This is a genomic window from Paenibacillus pseudetheri (assembly GCF_924513355.1).
In the GTDB taxonomy this organism is placed as follows: Bacteria; Bacillota; Bacilli; order Paenibacillales; family Paenibacillaceae; genus Paenibacillus_AQ; species Paenibacillus_AQ pseudetheri.
The window spans coordinates 1-20,181 of the sequence record NZ_CAKMAB010000024.1 but is presented as its reverse complement, the minus strand read 5'-3'; the positions used below and the strand labels follow the sequence as shown (position 1 = coordinate 20,181).

The 20,181-nt window shown below is 46.0% G+C and carries 13 protein-coding genes and 2 pseudogenes; 12 read left to right on the top strand and 3 right to left on the bottom strand.

Going from position 1 to position 20,181, the window contains the following annotated elements; all coding sequences use genetic code 11:
• Positions 1 to 2: 2 nt before the first annotated feature.
• The 5 genes and pseudogenes from L1028_RS19620 to L1028_RS31860 all read left to right on the top strand — a co-directional run.
• Entirely contained in the window at positions 3 to 893 is an 891-nt protein-coding gene (locus L1028_RS19620; protein ID WP_234538298.1) for a carbohydrate ABC transporter permease, read from the top strand.
• A gap of 62 nt (positions 894 to 955) precedes the next feature.
• Entirely contained in the window at positions 956 to 2,542 is a 1,587-nt protein-coding gene (locus L1028_RS19615) for an extracellular solute-binding protein (RefSeq protein ID WP_234538295.1), read from the top strand.
• Between the two features lie 89 nt (positions 2,543 to 2,631).
• Positions 2,632 to 4,365 (top strand): hypothetical protein, encoded by a 1,734-nt coding sequence (locus L1028_RS19610; protein WP_234538285.1) that lies wholly within the window; start codon positions 2,632 to 2,634, stop codon positions 4,363 to 4,365.
• A 178-nt stretch (positions 4,366 to 4,543) separates the two neighbouring features.
• Positions 4,544 to 8,272: pseudogene (locus tag L1028_RS19605) on the top strand (CBM96 family carbohydrate-binding protein); the annotation flags it as partial.
• Between the two features lie 246 nt (positions 8,273 to 8,518).
• A pseudogene (locus L1028_RS31860) lies at positions 8,519 to 9,088 on the top strand (chitinase N-terminal domain-containing protein); the annotation flags it as partial.
• Between the two features lie 164 nt (positions 9,089 to 9,252).
• On the opposite strand, the gene L1028_RS19600 reads toward L1028_RS31860, so the two are convergent.
• Both L1028_RS19600 and L1028_RS19595 read right to left on the bottom strand, forming a co-directional pair.
• The gene (locus tag L1028_RS19600) at positions 9,253 to 9,522 is read right to left on the bottom strand and encodes a hypothetical protein (RefSeq protein ID WP_234538271.1); all 270 of its coding nucleotides are present in this window, start codon (positions 9,520 to 9,522) and stop codon (positions 9,253 to 9,255) included.
• Between the two features lie 35 nt (positions 9,523 to 9,557).
• Positions 9,558 to 9,887 carry a TetR/AcrR family transcriptional regulator gene (locus L1028_RS19595; RefSeq protein ID WP_234538269.1) on the bottom strand — a complete coding sequence of 110 codons (330 nt, stop codon included), beginning with the start codon at positions 9,885 to 9,887 and terminating at the stop codon, positions 9,558 to 9,560.
• A gap of 80 nt (positions 9,888 to 9,967) precedes the next feature.
• Between L1028_RS19595 and L1028_RS19590 the strand changes: the two genes are divergently transcribed.
• From L1028_RS19590 to L1028_RS19560, 7 genes are all read left to right on the top strand, one after another.
• Positions 9,968 to 11,818, top strand: coding sequence for a M28 family metallopeptidase (locus L1028_RS19590; RefSeq protein WP_234538267.1), 1,851 nt, complete (start codon positions 9,968 to 9,970; stop codon positions 11,816 to 11,818).
• Positions 11,819 to 11,877: 59 nt separating this feature from the next.
• Positions 11,878 to 12,729, top strand: coding sequence for a GNAT family N-acetyltransferase (locus L1028_RS19585; protein ID WP_234538264.1), 852 nt, complete (start codon positions 11,878 to 11,880; stop codon positions 12,727 to 12,729).
• A 538-nt stretch (positions 12,730 to 13,267) separates the two neighbouring features.
• Positions 13,268 to 14,632 carry a cytochrome ubiquinol oxidase subunit I gene (locus L1028_RS19580; RefSeq protein WP_234538262.1) on the top strand — a complete coding sequence of 455 codons (1,365 nt, stop codon included), beginning with the start codon at positions 13,268 to 13,270 and terminating at the stop codon, positions 14,630 to 14,632.
• Positions 14,629 to 15,645 carry a cytochrome d ubiquinol oxidase subunit II gene (locus L1028_RS19575; protein WP_234538260.1) on the top strand — a complete coding sequence of 339 codons (1,017 nt, stop codon included), beginning with the start codon at positions 14,629 to 14,631 and terminating at the stop codon, positions 15,643 to 15,645. Before L1028_RS19580 ends, L1028_RS19575 begins: the two co-directional genes overlap by 4 nt.
• A gap of 68 nt (positions 15,646 to 15,713) precedes the next feature.
• A complete protein-coding gene (gene cydD, locus L1028_RS19570) occupies positions 15,714 to 17,546 on the top strand; it encodes a thiol reductant ABC exporter subunit CydD (RefSeq protein ID WP_234538245.1) in 1,833 nt (610 codons plus the stop codon).
• The gene (gene cydC, locus L1028_RS19565; protein ID WP_234538231.1) at positions 17,543 to 19,270 is read left to right on the top strand and encodes a thiol reductant ABC exporter subunit CydC; all 1,728 of its coding nucleotides are present in this window, start codon (positions 17,543 to 17,545) and stop codon (positions 19,268 to 19,270) included. The genes cydD and cydC overlap by 4 nt, the downstream gene beginning before the upstream one ends.
• A 22-nt stretch (positions 19,271 to 19,292) precedes the next feature.
• Positions 19,293 to 19,442, top strand: a complete 150-nt coding sequence (locus tag L1028_RS19560; RefSeq protein WP_234538212.1) for a hypothetical protein — start codon at positions 19,293 to 19,295, stop codon at positions 19,440 to 19,442.
• Between the two features lie 183 nt (positions 19,443 to 19,625).
• Here L1028_RS19560 and L1028_RS19555 read toward each other — a convergent pair.
• The coding region (locus L1028_RS19555) for an IS30 family transposase (protein WP_234538209.1) at positions 19,626 to 20,181 on the bottom strand (556 nt) is incomplete at its 5' end.

Here is a 20,181-nt window from a genome sequence, read left to right as displayed (position 1 = left end):
CGATGATACGAATCGAAAAAAGACTCTTAAATAAACTTGCAATGGTAAGCGCTTACGCAATCCTAGGTGTTATTTCGTTGTTAACCTTATTTCCCTTCTGGTACGAAATCGTGGCATCTTTCAGCAGCAGCAGGGCAATTACGTCCGGAGAAGTGTTCTTGTGGCCAATTGAATTCAATACCGTTGCTTATGGCCGGCTATTCGATGATGGACAGCTCATCAAAGCGATGGGAAATACCGTCGTCGTTACGATTATCGGAACACTATTAAACGTAGTAATGACGATTATGGCAGCATACCCGCTCTCAAGGAAGAGATTGGTGGGACGAAGCGTATTGCTGATGTTTATTACAATCTCCATGCTCTTTGTCGCTGGGTTGATTCCAAATTTTATTTTGATTAAGTCGCTTGGGCTTATGAATTCATATTGGTCGGTATGGCTTCCAGGCTTGATTAGTACGTATAACATGTTCGTGATGAAGACGTTTATGGAAGGGTTGCCGGAGGAAATTGAGGAGTCGGCATCCATCGATGGCGCGGGCGACTGGCGGATCCTTTTACAAATCTATTTGCCGCTATGCAAGCCGATTTTGGCGGCGTTGTCTCTGTTCTACGCTGTCAGCTGGTGGAACAGTTATTTCAACGTAATGCTGTATATCACAGAATCAACGAAGCTGACCGTTATGGTCAAGCTGTATCAGATGATTAGTCTGGTGGACAGTAACTTATTGAACAACATGGGGGGAAATGAGGCGTTGGAGCAGGTACTCCTGACACCAGAGGCGCTGAAGGCGGCTGCCGTCGTCATCGTTGTCACGCCGATCTTATGTATGTATCCATTCCTACAAAAACATTTCGTCAAAGGTGTACTTATTGGGTCGGTCAAGGGTTGACGACTGATATCACAGGGCTGAAGGCTCTTGATATAGTTCAATAGCAAAAAGGGGATGAAACGATGAAGAAGCTGAAACAAGCCATGATGACTATGATGGTGATCACGATGTCCGTGACGATGCTGGCCGCATGCACCTCGAACAAAACTGTATCAGAGCAACCGGTTAATTCATCGGGCACAGCTACCTCAGTAAATGAAGAAAACAAGAAAGAAATCAGCATTTCGATGTTTGATCGTGGGAAAGTGCCGACAGAGGAAGGGACGTACGAGAATAATCGCTGGACGAAGTGGATCAATGAGAAATCACCCGTCCATGTGAAATGGGTTCCTATTGCACGGAACCAAGCACAGCCGAAGTTGAACGCACTCATCGCCGCTGGTGAAGCACCTGATCTAATCTGGGAATACGATCGGAATTACATCAGTCAGTTGGCAAATCAAGGCGCAATCCAACCGATTGGCGATTATATCGACAAATACAGTACGACGTACAAAACGTATCTAGAGAAGCATCCTGAGCTACAGCCCTACTTGAATTTTAACGGAAAAATTTATGCGGTGTCGTTCGCACGGGAAACGCTTGCCAACCACGGGATGTGGATCCGTCAAGACTGGTTGGATAAGCTTGGACTGAAAGCGCCGACAAACGTGGAAGAGTTCATCGATGTTGCCCGAAAATTCAAGGAGGGGGATCCGGATGGTAATGGTCAAGCAGACACCGTACCGATCGCATTAAGCGTGAGTTCCAACTCAATTGATCAAGCTTTCTTTTTTACTAGCGAGAACCAATGGTACGTCGAGGATGGCAAACTGCAATTCGGCAGAACGTTAGATCGGTATGTGGATACGTTAACCTTCCAGAAGCAGCTCTTCGACGAAGGATTAATCGACAAGGAATATATCACGGATACGAATTTCCAGCGCTCAGGTCAACTGCTGACGACAGGCAAAGCTGGCATCTACCTTGCCAACTGGGATATCGAAGAGTTGAATAATAACTTAATAAAAAATGATCCCACAGCAAAGCTAGTTCCATTGGAGTCGCTCAGCAGCAAATATGGCAAAAACGGATTGTATCAAGAGGCACCGCCGAGCGTCTTCACCGCGTTCAATAGCAAAATGAATGAAGAGCAAATTAAATCAGCGATCCAATTTATCGACTGGATGCTGCAGGATGGTTGGGAACCGCTAAGATATGGCGAAGAAAACGCCCACTTTAACATGGTCGAAGGCGTCCGGCAGAAAATCGACCCGGATAAGTTCAAGATTGAAGTTGCCTATGCTGCTGAATATGCGATCATGCTCGATAATGTGTTACGCCCAGAGACGTTCCTCGCTATGGCGGCCAAGGATGAGCAGTCACAAAATTATGCCAAAGAGAAGGGAAAGTCGCTCGAACTGGTCATGAAAAATAAATACCGCAGAGATATCCCTTTTAATCCCGATTTCCCTGAATTGACCCAATTAATCGCGACATTTAATCCGATCGCACAACAGATTGAAGCGAAGGTTGTGACCGGCGGAAACTCGATGACGCCTGCACAAGGTCTGAACGAGTTGCAGAAAGAATGGAAGCGTCTTGGCGGCGACAATGTGGAGAGGCTCGCGCAAGCGTGGTATGACGCAAACAAAGATAATCTGAATTAGAACGCTGTTGGAACACCCGGTAGGTATGCTTCTGATTGCCTAAAGGATCAGAAGTATACCGTAACCAGGTAAAGCTAAGGAGGAAAAACATGTCGAGCACGAAATTCAGCAGAATACACGAAGAGGAAACCCAGTGGCTTCCCTTCCTTAAGAAAGCATTGGAACCAAAACATGTGAATTACAATGAAGAGATCAAGTTGCTTCGCACACCGTTTACGAGTCCTGGGTATCATACGAAGCTTAGAAATGTAGAAAATGTTCACCCCATCCGGGAGTCTCTGGATTATGCCCTGGCCATTCTGGATTGCCATGAGGATCCTTATAAAGATCGGGCGTTCGAAATACTGCGAACGATTCTATCCCTTCAGGATCAGCAGCCGGATTCGCCTACCTTCGGAATATGGTCATGGTACTTCGAGGAGCCTCTGTCCATGATGTCACCGCCGGATTGGAACTGGGCTGATTTCATCGGGAGGCGACTACTGCAAGTGTTGATACGTCATAGCATCCGACTTCCGGGCGATCTTGAGCAATTAACAAGCCAGGCGATCTCCCATAGCTGCGAAGCCATCATCAAAAGAAACGTCGGACCTGATTACACGAATATTGCAATTATGGGGGCATTCGTTACATTGATTGCAGGCGAACGCTTAAAGAACCGCACCTATTTCGAGTATGGCTTGGAACGACTCACGCGGCTATACGATTATTCTATGCAGACCGGCGCATTTCTCGAATATAATAGCCCGGCGTACAGTACAGTAGCCATTCTGGAACTATCTGCACTTGTGATGTATTCGAATACAGCAGAGGCCAAGCGGTTGGCGAACGAGATGTTAGAGGCGACCTGGCTGACGGTTGCCGAGCATTTCCACCCGCTGCTGAAGCAATGGTCCGGACCTCACGCCCGTTCATACCAGACATTCCTAAGTAATTCGCATCTCTCATTCCTTCAGATGGCCTGTAAAGGTGACGTGTCATTTGTGAGCGATGACGAGTTCTTATATGGACTGGAATGGTATGCGCAAGGCATCGTCTGTCCGGAGCGGCTGTATGGACTGTTCACCAGAATTGTTGAGCGGGAACTGAGGCAGGATTTACCTCCCTATCACGAGTTCCGGACGCGGAAGGCTTATACGTACATGACTCCTGAGTTTACGCTTGGCACGTTCAATCATAATGTGATGTGGAAGCAGTGCCGAAATCTGCTAGGTTACGTTCACACCGGAAATCAGGGGCGAAGTTATATCCAGCTTCGGGTGCTGCATGACGGTTACGACTTCTGTTCGGCGGTGTATACAAGTGTGCAGGAGCAAGCTTCCGTACTATATGGCATCCAATTCGCTCTGGACGGCGGAGATACACATGTGAATTTGGATCCTATCCACGGTCGGATGACGGCGTCGGATCTGCGAATCCGGCTTGAAATTGGCAGTATTGGTGATGTACCTGCATGGAAACAGATCGGCAAAGATGCATTCCAAACGTATCTTGGAGAGATGACGTTATCGGTCAAGGCTTTGTATGGTACGATGGATGAATTCAGTGCGTTTCATTGGGAATTGGTCGAAGAGGGTCCGGTTGTTAGCTTGGATTACGTCCTGTACGAAGGAGACCCCACAACGATTGACTTCCATGCGATGGAGGAAGCGTTGTTCATGTTTGCATTGACGCTTTGCGGACCGGACGAGGAATCCGACAGAAGGTCGTCGCTCTCTATCTCGGAACATGAAGTTCAAACATCGCTGGAGTCGCCTGACCAATCGCTAACATTGAAACTAGCGAAGAAGCCAGCCGAACGGGTCGTATTATTTCATAATTAACAAATAAGGAGGACGTAAGTTCTGGAGTTTGTGAACGTGAAATCAAGTAGATTAACAATAAATAATTGAGGTGAGAAGGGTGTTCAATAAGAGCTCAACGAAAGCCTCCAATCGTATCTTGGGATTAACATTGTCGTTAGCCTTGCTTCATAGTCTTGTACTGCCATGGCCTGCACCGATGTTCGTAACGTCATCTATCGCTTCTGCTAATACTGCTCCCACGGTTGTCCAGTTGAATCCGCTCGAAGATACCTATGTCAATGCTGGAGGGAATGCGAGTAAAAATTATGGGACCTCTAATCAGCTCATTGTCAAAAATTATAACGCGGATATTAATTTAAATCGGCAAACGTATTTGAAATTCGATCTTAGCTCCATTACCGGAGAGATTGGCACGGCCAAAATAAAGGTATATGCCATTGATACAGAGAATTCGACGATCGGCGTTCAAGCGTATGGCATGGAGGACGACACCTGGGAAGAGCAGTCAGTGACCTGGAACAATAAACCTGACATCAATCATTATTTGTCCTCCGCTAATGTCGGCAAGACGGCAAGCTGGCAAGAATGGGATGTAACGGCCTTTGTCAAACAGCAAAAGGCTGCAGACGGTATAGCAAGCCTAGCATTGATACAGCAGGCGGCGCAAGGCCATTCGGTCTCTATCAACAGCAGGGAGAACCTTGTCAACCAGCCCTACCTGGAGATTTCTCCGAATAGGACGAATGCTAATGCACCGAGTTGGCAAGGTGGTGGAGCACTGAGCGTCACCAATATAACGGAGTCTGGTCTACAGCTCGAATGGTCCACAGCAACCGACCCAGTTGGCGTGACCGGTTATACGGTGTATCGAAATGGCAGCATCTTAGGGACGGTGAATGGAACAACGACTTCTTACACCGTATCGGGATTGCAGCTCGGTCAGTATTATACGTTCAAAGTGGAAGCCGGAAACGCACAGAATCAATGGAGCAATGATGGTCCGTATGTTACGGCAGCAACACCAACGACGAAGCTGATCCAGACCCGTCCAGGGAATGTCTATACAAACAATGAGCCGATTCAGTTCAAAGTCCGAACGGCGAGGCCATCTGTCGCATGGTCTGTTTACGATTATCAAGGAGCATTTGTATCGGAAGGCGTGGCACCAACGGTTCATAACGAAGCCATATGGACTGTTCCACATTCCACGTATGGATATTTCACACTGCATGTCAGAGCCGATCTTGCAGGGAGCGATCCTGTATTAATTAAAACACCATTCACTGTACTTGCCGCTCGTGATGCAACGGGAAATGAGCATGCTCCGTTCGGAGTATCGACGCATTTGCATCGTTTTCCACAGGCCATGACTCCTGATATCGTGAAGCTGATGAAGGATGCCGGCATCCGCATGGTGCGGGGCGGCTATGAGTGGCCTGGCATCGAGCGACAGCAGGGGAACTACACCTTTACCCCTCAGCCGGACTATTACATGAATATGCTAGATTCAGACGATTTTGACTTCCTTTACGTATCCGGATACACTAACCCCAATTACGACAATAACAGTACCCCTTATACAGATGCCGGGCGGACAGGATTCGCCAATTATATGAAAGCTTACGTCGATCATTACCAAGGCCAGATGGATGCCGTTGAAGTATACAACGAATTTTATGGCAGCTTCGGAGATCGCGGCAATGGGCCAGCCGATTCCAAACCAGAATTCTATTATCCACTCTTGAAGAAAACGTATGAGACGATCAAACCTATGTACCCTGAACTGCCTATTCTTGGCACATCGACAGTGGGTAATCTCAAATGGATTGAAGATGTGCTTAAGCTGGGTGGCATGTCATATATGGATGGGTTCTCGATTCATCCCTATCTATATCCCGGTGCGCCGGAAGGGTATGAAACCCAGATTACTGATTTGAAAAATTTGATTCGGAAGTACAACAACGGAAATCTGAAGCCGATCTGGATTAATGAGACCGGATGGCCAACCCAGCTTGATGCCCGCGGTGTGGATGAGAAGACCCAAGCCAATTATTTGCTTCGCGCCTACGTTGTTGCAATCGCGAATGGTGTGGATCAGGTTGTTTGGTACGACCTGATCAATGACGGGATCCAAAATATTAATGAAGATAACTTCGGGCTTTTGCGGAATCCGAACGATCCATTAGGGAACCTTACGCCGAAGCCTGCCTATACGAGTTTTGCGACCATGACAAGGATACTGAACAACGCACAGTTCGTTACGCGTGATGTCACGGAAGATGAAATTCGAAGTTATACGTTTGACAAGAATGGTGACCAGGTTCGTGTCATATGGACAACAAGCGCATCGACTCCAGTCGTCATACGTACGACGAGCCCGATTCAGATCACGGATATGATGGGAAATACGCACACATATATGCCGTATAATGGCAACGTATTTGTGACATTAAGCTATGAACCGTTATATGTGGATGGGGAAGTTACAACCATTGAGAAGGATTCCACATTTACGTTAACAAGTGAGTCATCACACGCAGGTGATTCGATGTCACTCACCCTAGAGACGGATAACAAGATGACCGATGACTTTGATTTCAACCTAGTTGTAGAAGGTCAACACTATTCGGTATCCACGCCTAGCGGTCAGCAAACGACGGAAACAATCAGCGTGCCGAGTGGTAATGAACCGGGTACTCGTCTTATTACAGGCGTACTGATGAATGGGAGCGAGAGAGTCGGCCTGTTGAGAAGTTCGGCATCGACACTTTCATCGTATAACGTTCAGGTACGACTTACTCTTAATGAAGCGGATAGCAGCAAAGCACTTATGGTTACAATTAAGAACGAATCCAAAACCAAGCCGATTCAGATTAATAAAGTGGAATGGAAATTCGGAACCCAATCCGGATCGGAGGTTCTGAATGTTTCGGTTCCAGCTGATGCATCTACCTCCGTGAAATTCCCCCTATCTGCCATGAGCCTTGGTGTTAGTAGTACAATTAAAGTGACAGTTAATGTCGATGGCTTTGATCCCTATACCTACACGGGATCTGCCGAATTTAATCCTGTGCCCCTTAGGTCTGTTGCAGTTGATGGAGTGCTGGATCCGGACACGGCAGCCAGCGCATCTCCGATCGATCTGTCGAAGGGTACGGTCAAAATGACAGGCTATCAAGGGGCAGGAGATTTAAGCGGAAATGTCTGGATCAGTTACGATGCAAACCAACTCTATCTATCTGCGAAAGTAAAGGACAATGTGCATTATTCTTCTTTCCTGGGTGCCGATATTTGGAACAATGACAGCATTCAGTTTGCCATTGCGAATGGCCTTCCGGGTGAAGAACCGTATTGGTACGAAATCGGAATTTCTCAAACACCTGATGGTCCGCAAATATACAGTTGGAATGCGCCTCCGGGCGTGATTAAAGGATCGATCACCAATGGTCAGCTAGCTATTACAAGAGATCAAGAGCAGAATACGATCTACGAACTATCTCTCCCTTGGTCGGAAGTCGCACCGATTAAGCCGGAGAAGAACGGGAACATCAGCTTCTCGTTGCTTGTTAATGACAATGACGGATCCGGCAGGAAAGGGTTCATTGAATGGGGAGGAGGAATCGGCGACGGGAAGTTATCTTCCAAGTTTCGTTCCATGCAGTGGATTGTTACTGACGTAACCCCTCCGACGACGAACGCTTCACTCGAAGGGACGGAACGCAACGGTTGGTATGTTAGTAGCGTTCAAGCGACCCTGAGCGCAACCGATGACAAGTCCGGTGTAGCATCCGTGGTATACAGTCTAGATGGCGGGAAAATATGGTTGCCGTACACGATTCCACTGACTTTTGAACAAGACGGTATATATACCCTACTGTATCGATCGATGGATCGAGCAGGAAATGTGGAGGCAAACCAGAAAATCACCTTCCGCATAGACAGGACCGCACCAACGGCATCAATTGTATACAGCACTACGGAACCGACCAAACAAGAGGTCATCGCTACAATGACGGCAAGTGAGCCGGTTACGATAAATAACAATGAGGGAGCAGATAGCTATACGTTTAAGGAGAATGGCATCTTCACATTCGAATTCGTTGATGCAGCAGGGAACACCGGTACGGCGAAAGCGGAGGTAAGCAACATCGTGGCGAATGCTTCTGGGGGTCCCGGTAAACCCGAACTATCAAGCAATAACGGCCATGATACAGGCTTAATGGACGGAACTTATGACGTAAAGATGAACATGTGGTGGGGAAACAACGGTACAACTTACAAATTATATGAGAATGATGCACTCATCGATACACAAACACTCAAAGACGCATCTCCTCAAGCCCAATCCACAGTCACCTCCGTGACGTACAAGGCAAACGGTACGTACCGCTATATCGCTGAACTGACAAATGCATTCGGTACCACGAGAAGCAACATACTGACTGTGCGCGTGACCGATGCCGATCCAGGCCCACCGGTTCTCTCACATGATAACTGGAATGGGGATGGAACCTTCAAAGTGAGCATGAACATGTGGTGGGGAACAAATGGGTCGTCGTACCGGCTTTATGAGAACGGCGTGCTCATCAATACCCAGACACTCACAAATAAGACACCTCAAGCGCAATCGGCAGTAACGGAGTTCCATGATCTACCGGCGGGCACGTATGAATATCGATGCGAGCTTGTGAACGAAGCTGGTGTGACATCGAGTAATACGATCACCGTGCACGTGCAATAATCCTTAACCGTTAAATCACAAAGACGCCAATACATCACGTGGTATTGGCGTCTTCAACATGTTGAGCATTCGGGCTTCTGCCGCAGCTGCATATTACTTGATGATTTGGCTTGAAACGTTCACCCATCAATTGATGAGTGAACGTTTTTTGTTGATAATACCCCTTATTCCTGGGACATCGGAGTATGGTACACTTCTAGACAAATCTTGGTCATTTCGTCAATGGATTTTGCAAAGTCGGATTGTATCCATTTGAGGAGAACATTATAGAGGGCCCCCGCTTTAAAGTATATTCGGTACACATTCTCATCGCTTTTGTCGTGAGCAGTAGAGAGCATCATTTCATTCAAGCAATCCAGAATCACATGATCCAACTTTGCGCTTTGAAGTGCTTTGTAGATGTTACGCTGCTGAAAAATAACTTCAAAAAGCACTTTGATAAATTTTCGAGGTTCATTGGCTTTGCCTGTTATTTCATTGGTGTAAGGCAATAGTTTTTGATTAATCTCGAAAATAAGCGATCGACCAAATCCACCAGGATCTCTTGCTTGGAGGAATAGTTGTTGTAATAGGCCGTTCGAGAGACCCCTGCGCGTTTCACAATATCGGTGATGGTGATTTTGTTAAAAGGCTGTTCCTGGATCAAGAAGACTAATGCCGTGCAGATGGCTTCTCTTGTCAAACGGTTGGTTTCTTTATTGGAATGATGCTGAGAGGTATTTGGGCTGTATAATTCATAATTTGAGATGACATTTCCCCTCCGTTTGTACATTCTGGTGTTCGTTTTATTGTTTTTCATAAGTCTTACCAATATGCTAAAACCATACGGCATTACAAATGTAATGTCAAAATAGTAGTTAGATACAATGGGGGGGCGTCATGTTAGTGAACTTGTATAGACGATTGTCAGCGGGACTGCTTTTGATCCTAGCACTTTGTGCTACGGTATTTATAGGCAAAGAAACGGGAATCTCAATAGTGACCATTATCCTTTTGTTAGCGGAAGTAGGCATCTCCTTTTTACTTTTAAAGAAGCGTGAGAATTTACAGTTGGTATTTATTAGTGCGATAGTTGCAGAAGGGCTATTCTTACTAACAAGAGAATTTTGGCTGCTCGCGCTTTCTATCCTGCTGCTGATCGTAGCGGGCATATGGAGAGGACTCTTTGGGCAAAAAGTGAGCAGAAGAGTCACTCCATTTACAGTGGTTCGTAAAGTGTTATTCAGCATTGCTGCTCTTATCGTTACTGCACTATGGGGTATTGGAATCTATGCAAAACCTATTACAACACCTGTGGCATTAGCAGTTGATGCGGCTGTGACGATCGATGAACGTAAAGTGGATTCTGCAGCAGTGATGCTGAAGGATATTGAAGTAATGAATTCTTTTGGAAGCCGTACAACCGGCTCTGAGGGACATAATCAATTTGTTTCATGGCTGGAGCAACAGGTAACAGATATGGGGCTGAAAGTTTATCGTGATCGCTATACTTTTGACCGATGGGAAGAAAAGAGCAGTTCTTTAATGATTGATCAGCAGCCCATTCATGTCTCTTCAGCTTTTCCTTATTCCGGGGAATCTGACGAAAAGGGTGTAACAGGAGAACTGGTGTATACGAAGCGTGGTGAATATGACCAGGCCAGCGGAAAAATTGCTGTCATTGAAATTGAAAATTTTAAAAATTTTCCAATTGGGATTGTAATGAACATGCGGGATTCATCACCAATGCAAAACCAGATTGCCCCAAATGAAGGCGATCTAGTCCTCACTACAGCTTTAAAAGAAGCTAAATTGGAGCAAGCGAAGGAAATGGGTGTGAAAGCTGTTGTTGTTGTCTGGAAAGGGGTATCCGACGATAAGGTTGAAAAGCAGTATGTGCCTTTTACTACAGATTATGCTGGAATTCCTGCGATCTGGGTCAATGAAACGGAAGGGAAAAAGGTGATCAGTGCAGCCCAGGAGCACAAAGAAGGTACGGTTATTTTAGCAGCGGAAATACAAAAAAATGCTCCAACAGAATCCTTTTTTGTGAAAATTGACGGGAAAAATAAAGATGAAGCGATTATCGTAAATACCCATACGGATGGGATAAATGTGGTGGAGGAAAATGGTGCTGTGGGCATGCTGTCCATGATTCGTTACTTACAGCAGGAGCAGCCGGAACGCACGATGATTTTCGCTTTTGTGACAGGGCATTTTAGATTACCGGAATTCAAAGGATCCTCTCAGGCGACTTCCACTTGGATGGAGGGGCATCGAGAGCTCTGGGATGGCGCGAACGGCCATATGAAAGCTGTAGCTGGAATTACGGTTGAGCATTTAGGCAGCATGGAGTGGAAGGACGATGATACAGGTCACTATGGACCAACTGGACAAATAAGTACAGAATATACCTATGCGGGCAATGAAATGATGGCAGTCATTTGGTTGAAGGCTATTGAAAAGACAGACGGCACACGTACTGTATTATTACGTGGACATAACAAGTTTGAGTTTGGAGAGAGTCAGCCTTTATTTGAAGCTGGGATACCAGTGATTGGCTTCATTCCAATGCCCGACTATCTGCTCGTGGATAGTGAAGACAGAGAGATGGACAAATTTGATGCAAAGCTTATGCATACGCAAATTGTATCGTTGCTGAAAGCGGTCAAGCTAGTGGACGCAACGGAGACGAATAAGCTTGGGAAGTCAGATGGGTATTCTTTTTTCTATGGCCGTACTAAAAGATGAATTGGAGATTGGCTGTTGATGAAGAACTTAGTACCAAAAGAAAAGGAGAAAAAAACTACATGTTGATCAAAAGTGTTAAGGATCTTGAATTACAAGAGTTTACAACTTGCTTTAACGAAGCCTTCTCCGATTATGTAATTCCATTTCATGTTTCTTCGGAGTATTTAGCTGATAAATTTGCAGGTGCGGGAGTTAATTATCAGATCTCGTTTGGTGCTTTTGATCAAGAGAACCTGGTTGCATTTGTTATGCATGGCATCGGGGATCGTAATGGCGAAAGTACTGCATTTAATACTGGTACAGGGGTCGTTCCTTCTTATAGAGGGAGAAGGCTAGTCGAACAAATATATCGTCATGCTCTTCCCATCCTTAAAGAAGCTCATATTCAAAAGTGTTTGCTTGAAGTGATTCAAACGAATGATAAAGCTATAAAAGCGTATACCGCCATAGGATTTCAAATCCATAGAGAATTGGCTTGTTTCAAGGGGCGTGTTGATGTAACCCTTCCGGCCGATCATAGACATACATTCATTACTATGGTTCGACTGGAAGAATTCGATTGGACATCGGTACATTCTTATTGGAATTTTGAACCTTCTTGGGAACAATCTGTTCATGCAATTTTACGAAACCCGCATTTATACGATGTGGTCACGATAAGGGAAGAGAATAAGATTTGTGGATACGCGGTAATAAAATCGGCCAACGGAGCAGTTCTACAGTTCGGTATTTTGCGAGAAAAAAGAAACCGGGGATTTGGGCGTTCCTTATTTCATTGGATGGGAGAGAGACATTCGATCATCACTGTCAATAATGTAGACAAAAGAGATACAAATTCTATACGTTTCCTTCAAGGCGTTGGTCTTGACGTATACATCGAGCAATATGAAATGGAGAAAGATTTGTCATGACGAAGATGACATTAGCTTTAATTCAAAAACACTGATGATTTGAGTCAGTGTTTTTTTTGTTGCAAAAGGGGGTACATATTAGAGTTTAAATGAGAAAATATCTTTTTTTCTAACATCGAAGTAGGAGGAAACTTGTAACATCACATATACGCTAATGAATCAATAGCTCGTTCGGGTGCTATTTGTGTTATTCACTTAGTTGTTAGAAAGATTTGTCCCTTTCTTGAACGTTTAAGGATTAAGAGATGTTAGTGATTGAATTACTTGCAATTTAAGATAAGATGATTTTAATTATTAGGTCGCGTTATTAATTTGACTGCTCAGTATCAGGTAAATCAGTCTCGCCAACTCTTTCTTTGTGAAAAATTTCTCTTTTTTACATAGCAAAGGACGAGGAACGTCATACTAAAACGAACAGGCATCGAAGTCGCTGAGCCTTGCTAATCCTGATATTAAATTCGCCCAACAGTTAGAAGGCCTAATAATAAGCATAATCTTATGACGAAAAATGAACAGAGTTTGAAGGGAGCAGTAAAGAATGGCAATTGATACGGTGCTATGGAGCAGGCTGGTGACAGGCTTAACTCTCGGGTTCCACGTTATTTTTGCGACGATTGGCGTCGGTATACCGCTAATGATCGCTATTGCAGAGTTCATCGGGATCCGTAAGAAGGACCCACATTATACACTTATGGCGAAGAGGTGGTCTCGAGGATTTGTCATTTCTGTAGCAGTTGGTGTCGTGACCGGTACAGCGATTTCACTACAACTGGCCCTGGTGTGGCCGAATTTTATGAAACTGGCTGGGAATGTTATTGCACTTCCATTATTCATGGAAGTGTTCGCGTTCTTTTTTGAGGCCATCTTTCTGGGCATTTATTTGTATACGTGGGATCGGTTCAAAAATCCGATTATCCATTGGCTTTTGACGATTCCGATTGTTGCCGGGGCAGGCATGTCTGCCGTTTTTATTACAACAGTGAACGGATTCATGAATCAGCCTGGAGGCTTTGTTATGGAAGCAGGTCAATTCACAGCGATTGATCCAGTGCAAGCGATGCTGAATACTGCGACGTTCTCAAAGGTGTTCCATGTATTAAGTTCAGCCTATTTGACAGGAGCTGCCTTGTTAGCCGGGATCGCAGCCTTTGCGATGCTGAGAAAAGGGGTGTCCGCATACCACAAAAAATCCTTGAATCTCATGATGGCGGTTGTTTTGCTGTTCGGTTTGCTGAACACGTTAGCCGGAGATGTGTCCGCCAAGTTTTTGGCCGAGCATCAGCCAGAAAAGCTTGCAGCGGCAGAGTGGCATTTTGAGACGGGTAGCGGTGTGGATTTGGTTCTAATGGGATGGCTGAATGCAGAGCATGAAGTTCTAGGGGCTCTTCATCTGCCGAAGCTGCTCAGCTTCCTGGCTTTTGGTAACTTTAACGCAGAGGTAACGGGGCTCGAGGAATTCCCCAAGGATGAATGGCCACCGCTTCTCGTCCATTACCTGTTCGATTTAATGGTCGGAATCGGATTTGCTCTGCTCGGGATAGCGGTCCTATACTTCCTGTTTGTGTTCTGGAAAAAACGAAATGCGCTTAACAAGTGGATGCTTAGCATCATCGCACTGATCGCACCGCTCGCTTTTCTAGCTGTAGAGCTGGGCTGGTTTTATGCAGAGGTTGGGCGACAGCCGTGGATTATCCGTGGATATATGCGTGTTGAGGAGGCTGCCACGTCTTCACCGAATGTAAGAATTATATTCTTCGCCTTATTGCTCTTGTACATCGTACTCGGAAGTATGTGTGTAATCGTGCTAAGACGCTTGTTCAACAATAATCCGGCAGAAGTTGAGATGGAGAAATGGATGAAGAATCATCCTAATCAATCTACAGAAAAGGGGGGCACTGAATGATGAGTTACGAATTAATTGGCATCTCGGTGCTCTGGCTGTTCTTGTATGGCTATTTAATTATAGCTTCCATTGATTTCGGAGCGGGATTCTTCGCCTTTTATGCTCGTTTGACGAAGCAGGATCATCTCATTAATCGTCTGATTTCCCGTTATTTATCACCCGTTTGGGAGATCACAAATGTATTTTTCATCTTTTTCTACATTGGCATCGTCGGATTTTTTCCGGACACGGCCTATTATTATGGCTCCGCGCTGCTTGTTCCGGGAAGCATTGCAGTGATTCTACTTGCGATTCGCGGTTCGTTCTATGCTTTTGAAAATTACGGTTCCAAGAAAAACATAGTATATCTTTTTTTGTACGGAGCTACAGGTCTGCTTATTCCGGCTTCGTTGTCAGTGGCGCTAACTTTGTCTGAAGGCGGCTTTATTGTGAAGCAGGCTGAGACGGTTTCTCTGGATTACTGGGCGCTGTTTACCAATCCGTTATCGTGGAGCATCGTTGGACTGGCTATCGTGTCCGTTTTGTTCATAAGCGGCTCATTTCTGACTTTTTACGCATCCCGGGCAGAGGATCATTCGGCGTTGAAGCTGATGCGGAACTACGCTCTGTTTTGGAGTACACCAACGATAATTCTCGCACTGACAGCATTTATCTATTTGGGTCAACACAATGAGCGGCATTTTCAAAATATGATGGATTTATGGTGGTTGCTGGCACTTTCCGTTGCCTTCTTCATGATCGCGATGTGGCTGTTATATAACGGACGCCGTTACGGATTAGCTTTTATATGTATCATGTTGCAATTTTTCTGTGCCTTTTTCGCTTATGGTATTGGGCAATACCCTTATATTCTTGATCCGTATATCACGATTCAGAGCAGTGCAACTTCACCAGCCATGGGCTTAGCGTTAGTTGTTGTGTTTATCGGCGGTCTATGCCTGTTGATCCCATCCCTCGTTCTGGTCTTCAGACTCTTCCTGTTTGATGCTGAATATGTAAAAGGGAAAAAATAAAGCTGATTGATCTATTACCGCGTGTTTGAGGTTTCTCTACAAGCCTATATATAGAGGAGGTGTGATCTGTGAAGAGGAAATCCAGTCTGGTTTCTCAGCAAATGTCTTCACAAAGGAAAAATATGGCACTGCTTGCGATCATTTCGCTCGCGCTTGGTATAACTATTGTGAGTCAGGCTGGACTGCTTGCTGAAGCAGTCCAACGGATTTTCGTGGAGAAAGCTTCATTTTCATCGGTTTACCTGCTGCTCGGCATTCTTCTGGCCGTTATGGCTGTTCGCACACTGTTGTCGTATGGAAACGGTAAAGTTGGCTTGCATATGGCTGCCACTGCCAAAACAAATATGCGCGCAGCCGTGCTGCAAAAATTGACTCATGCTTCCATGCCTTCAACCCTTCTTGGACAGACGGGAGGGAAGGTCAGTATTGCTCTGGATGCTGTGGATGAGGCTGATAGTTATTTCAGTCAGTACATGCCGCGTATGATGGAAGCTGCTATCATCCCGATTCTGATTTTGGTCGTTACATTTATCCAACATGCCAACACAGGTTTCATTCTATTGTTTACAGCTCCTTTCATCCCACTGTTCATGATTTTGGTAGGGATGAAAACGAAGAACAAATCTGAAGAAAAATATGCACAACTGGCCGAATTTTCAGGTACGTTTCTGGATTCTCTTCAAGGGCTGGTGACGTTGAAAATATTTGGACGGGCTCACCGTCAGCAACAGAAAATTGAACGTAGTAGCCTGAGTTACCGTGATGCCACGATGGGCATTTTGAAGATTGCATTTACGAATACCTTCATGCTGGAATCGATCGTGATGCTAAGCATTGGCATTGTCGCTCTCGAACTGGCCATCCAGTTGCTCGTTTTCAAATCTATGACGTTCCACACCGCCTTTCTCGTTTTGCTGCTCGTTCCCGAGTTTTACAGCCTGTTAAAGAATACGGGAACAGCCTTTCACAGTGGCCGCACAAGTATGGGGGCAGTTCGTAAGGTGGAACAGATGCTTGAAGAAACGTCAGGGGAGAGCATGAACGCGAATGACAATGAAGGAGCATTAACATCCGATGGAATCGACGTGATCGACAACATGGATAGAGTCGACAGGGTAAGCAAATTGGAACTTACCCATTCCGGAGACCTTTCATTGCCGCCATCTATCGTAATTGACCATCTTCGATTTCAATATGCTCCAGATTCATTCGAGCTTAAGACGGGTCGGATCCAGCTTAGTCCAGGAGAACACATTGCCATTGTTGGCAAAAGCGGTTCAGGCAAAACGACTTTGCTCCATCTCATTGCCGGTTTGCTGAAACCAGCATCGGGAACGGTTCTGGTGAATGAAAGCCCACTCTCGCAATACGAAGAGACCGCATGGTTCGAACATGTTAGCTATATTACACAGCATCCGTATATTTTTGCAGGCACATTTTCTGAAAATATCGCGATTGGTGCTCGCGGGAGCATCTCCAAGGCAGAAATTGAGCGGGCAGGGGAGGAAGCAGGACTCGCAGCTCTTATAGCCCAATTGGATCATGGGTTTGATACCTTTGTTGGTGAAGGAGGCAGAGGACTGTCTGGTGGGGAAAAGCAACGGCTTGCCTTGGCACGCGCTTTTTTGAAGCGCCCTGCCATCATTTTGTTTGATGAACCCACAGTTGGACTGGATTTGCACACCGAGCGGGTACTGCAAAGCTCCATTGCCAAACTGGCAAAAACGGCTACGATGATTACGGTGGCTCACCGATTATATACGATTCAACAAGCCGACAAGATTTTGTTTATGGACAATGGAGTGCTGGTGGACTCCGGACGACATGACGAGCTTCTGGAGCGCCTGCCTCAGTATGCCGAGATGGTTGATGTAGAGCGGAAAGGGAGGGTATCCTCATGAATGAGCTAGCTGTTCTGTCAAAAGCGATGATTCAGGAGCGTAAGGATATCATTCTTTCAATTTTGGGTGGATTTATCGCCGGCATAGCAGGTGTGGCACTCTTTTCTGCGAGCGGGTATCTAATTTCGCAAACGGTATTTGGGCCACCGCTTTATACTTTAATTGTGCTCACCTCGATGGTCAAACTGCTTGGTCTGCTTCGGGCGGCGAGCCGTTATGGAGAACGCTTGTATTCTCACCGGGCGACGTTCTCCATGCTTAGCCGTTTACGTACAGCCTTTTTTGCCAAGCTAATTCCTTTAACGCCGGGTATATTGAACAAAAATCGAAGCGGGGATCTGCTTGCTCGGATCGTTGGGGATGTGGAAAGTTTGCAAAACTATTTTTTGCGAGTCGCATATCCCCCGATCATGGTCGTCATGGTGTTTTTGGCTACGGTGCTGTTTACTTCTACCTTTTCGATCTGGATTGCCGTTTTGTTTGTACTAGGTATGCTGATAACAGCATTCGTTGTGCCGGGAATTGTGTTACTTGGGCAGCGGAGAATACATGGACGCGTTCGTGAGCAGAGAGCGCAGCTGTCCACGGAAGTTACCGAAGTGTTGTACGGTTTCCGGGATTTGAAAGTATACGGTCAATTGGCACAGCGGGAGGAGCAGCTTCAGCATGCTTCCGCTGTATTGGCAGCTGAACAGCAACGAGCAGCCGGGCACTTGCTACGCGGGCAATCGATGCACACTTTTGTAACGTTTCTCGTTTCCTGGGGAGTGCTGACGCTTGGCGCCTATTTAATTATGGAAGGTGCGCTTGCAGGCGTATTTCTTGCCATGTTGGTCATGGCATCACAAACCGTATTCGAAGAAGCGACGGCTATGGCCACATTACCCTCGTATAAAGAGGATAGCGAACACGTAGCCAAACGACTGACGGAAACAGTTCAGCCTTTTGATGAGCAGTCTTCGCAGCCAAGTGGCACATTGTCTGTTAATCATGCTGTTACGATGGAACTATCCGATGTTACTTTTCAATATGAAGGGGAGTGGAGACCAGCGCTCAGGGATGTGTCCCTGCACATTTTACCTGGCTCCAAAACGGCGATTGTCGGGCCGAGTGGGTCAGGGAAATCAACGATTATCGAATTGCTGCTCAAACTGCGAACACCAACGGCTGGCGATATACGATTAAACGGCATTTCGGTGAAGGAACTAGATGAGTCGAGCATTTGGCAAACGGCTAATGTGGTATTTCAGCAAAGTCATTTCTTCCGAGGAACGATCCGGGACAACCTGCTGCTGAATGGAGAAGAATATGCTGACGAACAATTGTTGAATATGTTGGCTAAAATGCAGCTGCCCGATACAGCGTTGACCGATATGGTGTATGAAAAAGGGGAGAATCTGTCAGACGGCGAGAAGCAGCGGCTGGCTCTGGCGCGGGCGATGCTCCGCAAAGGACGGGTATGGCTTCTGGACGAACCAACATCATCGCTGGATTATGTGACAGAAGAGCACGTTTTGAAGCATCTCTACGCGCAGGCTGCTAAAGATACGCTTCTCCTGATTTGTCATCGGCTTACCGGATTGGAAGAGATGGACCAGATTGTGGTCATGGACCAAGGCAAGGTAGTCGAAACGGGTTCCTATTCGGAGTTGATGGGACAAAAAGGCTATTTTTATAAGATGAAAAAAATCGAACAGCAAATGATCGGAGAGGTTGGCGTCTGATAACCTCCTGTAACTATCTTACTTGAAGAAATCAGAAGTAACCCGTAGGAAAAAAGGGGACGGTCCGAAGGGCATGGTCAACACTGTCATCGGTGGCGCGTCTTCCGCCAGACTAACTTGGCACGCAGCCCACACATGTGGAGTGCTGTTCACTGTTAGTACGGAAGGATAATTAAATCGGAGATGTATTGGTGGAAATAGTAAAGAGGGGCGGCGAACCCCTCTTTTTTGTTGAATTAATGTTGACTTGACTCTTGAATTAAACTATGACCGCAATAAGGCAATCAGTTGGGAAGGTGGGAAAAATGCGGCTGCAACCCTAAGAATACATTGTCTTTTTTCTGGTGACGGATTGTCAAGCTAAGTGCGACACATGGTCCATGAAAGATTCATGAGCAGATTTCCAGCCTAAGCATTTTCGTGGACGATGGTTAATGAGATGTAAGGCATGAGCTAGTTCCTGATCGGTGACCTGTGCAAAGTCAAGGCCTTTGGGAAAGAACTCCCGAAGAAGTCCATTCCCATTTTCATTGGATCCACGTTGCCAGGACGAATAGGGGTCGGCAAAGTAGACATCCAGTCCATGAAAGGTTTCTAGGGCGTCATAGCAGGCGATTTCTTTCCCTCGATCTGTCGTAGCTGTTAGGAACGTTTTTTGAGGGTACTGGCTAGCGATTACACCGAAAGCGATCTCCATCGAATGAGCCGTTCGGTCTGGCATTTTCAGGGCTAGATACATACGTGTCTTGCGTTCGATGAATGTCGCGGCACAGGCTCGGCTCTTTCCTCGGCTGGATACGACTGTATCCAATTCCCAGTGTCCAAAAGACTCTCGTTTCCGCACCTCTTTAGGACGCTGGCTAATGGGTTTTCCTACGAGAAAGCGTCCGCGTGTCTCCATGGGCTTACGC

Excerpts from the sequence above, each read along its gene's own strand:
- L1028_RS19620 (WP_234538298.1), top strand. The coding sequence starts at position 3 with ATGATACGAATCGAAAAAAGACTCTTAAATAAACTTGCAATGGTAAGC.
- L1028_RS19615 (WP_234538295.1), top strand. The coding sequence starts at position 956 with ATGAAGAAGCTGAAACAAGCCATGATGACTATGATGGTGATCACGATG.
- L1028_RS19610 (WP_234538285.1), top strand. The coding sequence starts at position 2,632 with ATGTCGAGCACGAAATTCAGCAGAATACACGAAGAGGAAACCCAGTGG.
- L1028_RS19595 (WP_234538269.1), bottom strand. The coding sequence starts at position 9,887 with ATGAAAAACAATAAAACGAACACCAGAATGTACAAACGGAGGGGAAAT.
- L1028_RS19590 (WP_234538267.1), top strand. The coding sequence starts at position 9,968 with ATGTTAGTGAACTTGTATAGACGATTGTCAGCGGGACTGCTTTTGATC.
- L1028_RS19585 (WP_234538264.1), top strand. The coding sequence starts at position 11,878 with ATGTTGATCAAAAGTGTTAAGGATCTTGAATTACAAGAGTTTACAACT.
- L1028_RS19580 (WP_234538262.1), top strand. The coding sequence starts at position 13,268 with ATGGCAATTGATACGGTGCTATGGAGCAGGCTGGTGACAGGCTTAACT.
- L1028_RS19575 (WP_234538260.1), top strand. The coding sequence starts at position 14,629 with ATGATGAGTTACGAATTAATTGGCATCTCGGTGCTCTGGCTGTTCTTG.
- cydC (WP_234538231.1), top strand. The coding sequence starts at position 17,543 with ATGAATGAGCTAGCTGTTCTGTCAAAAGCGATGATTCAGGAGCGTAAG.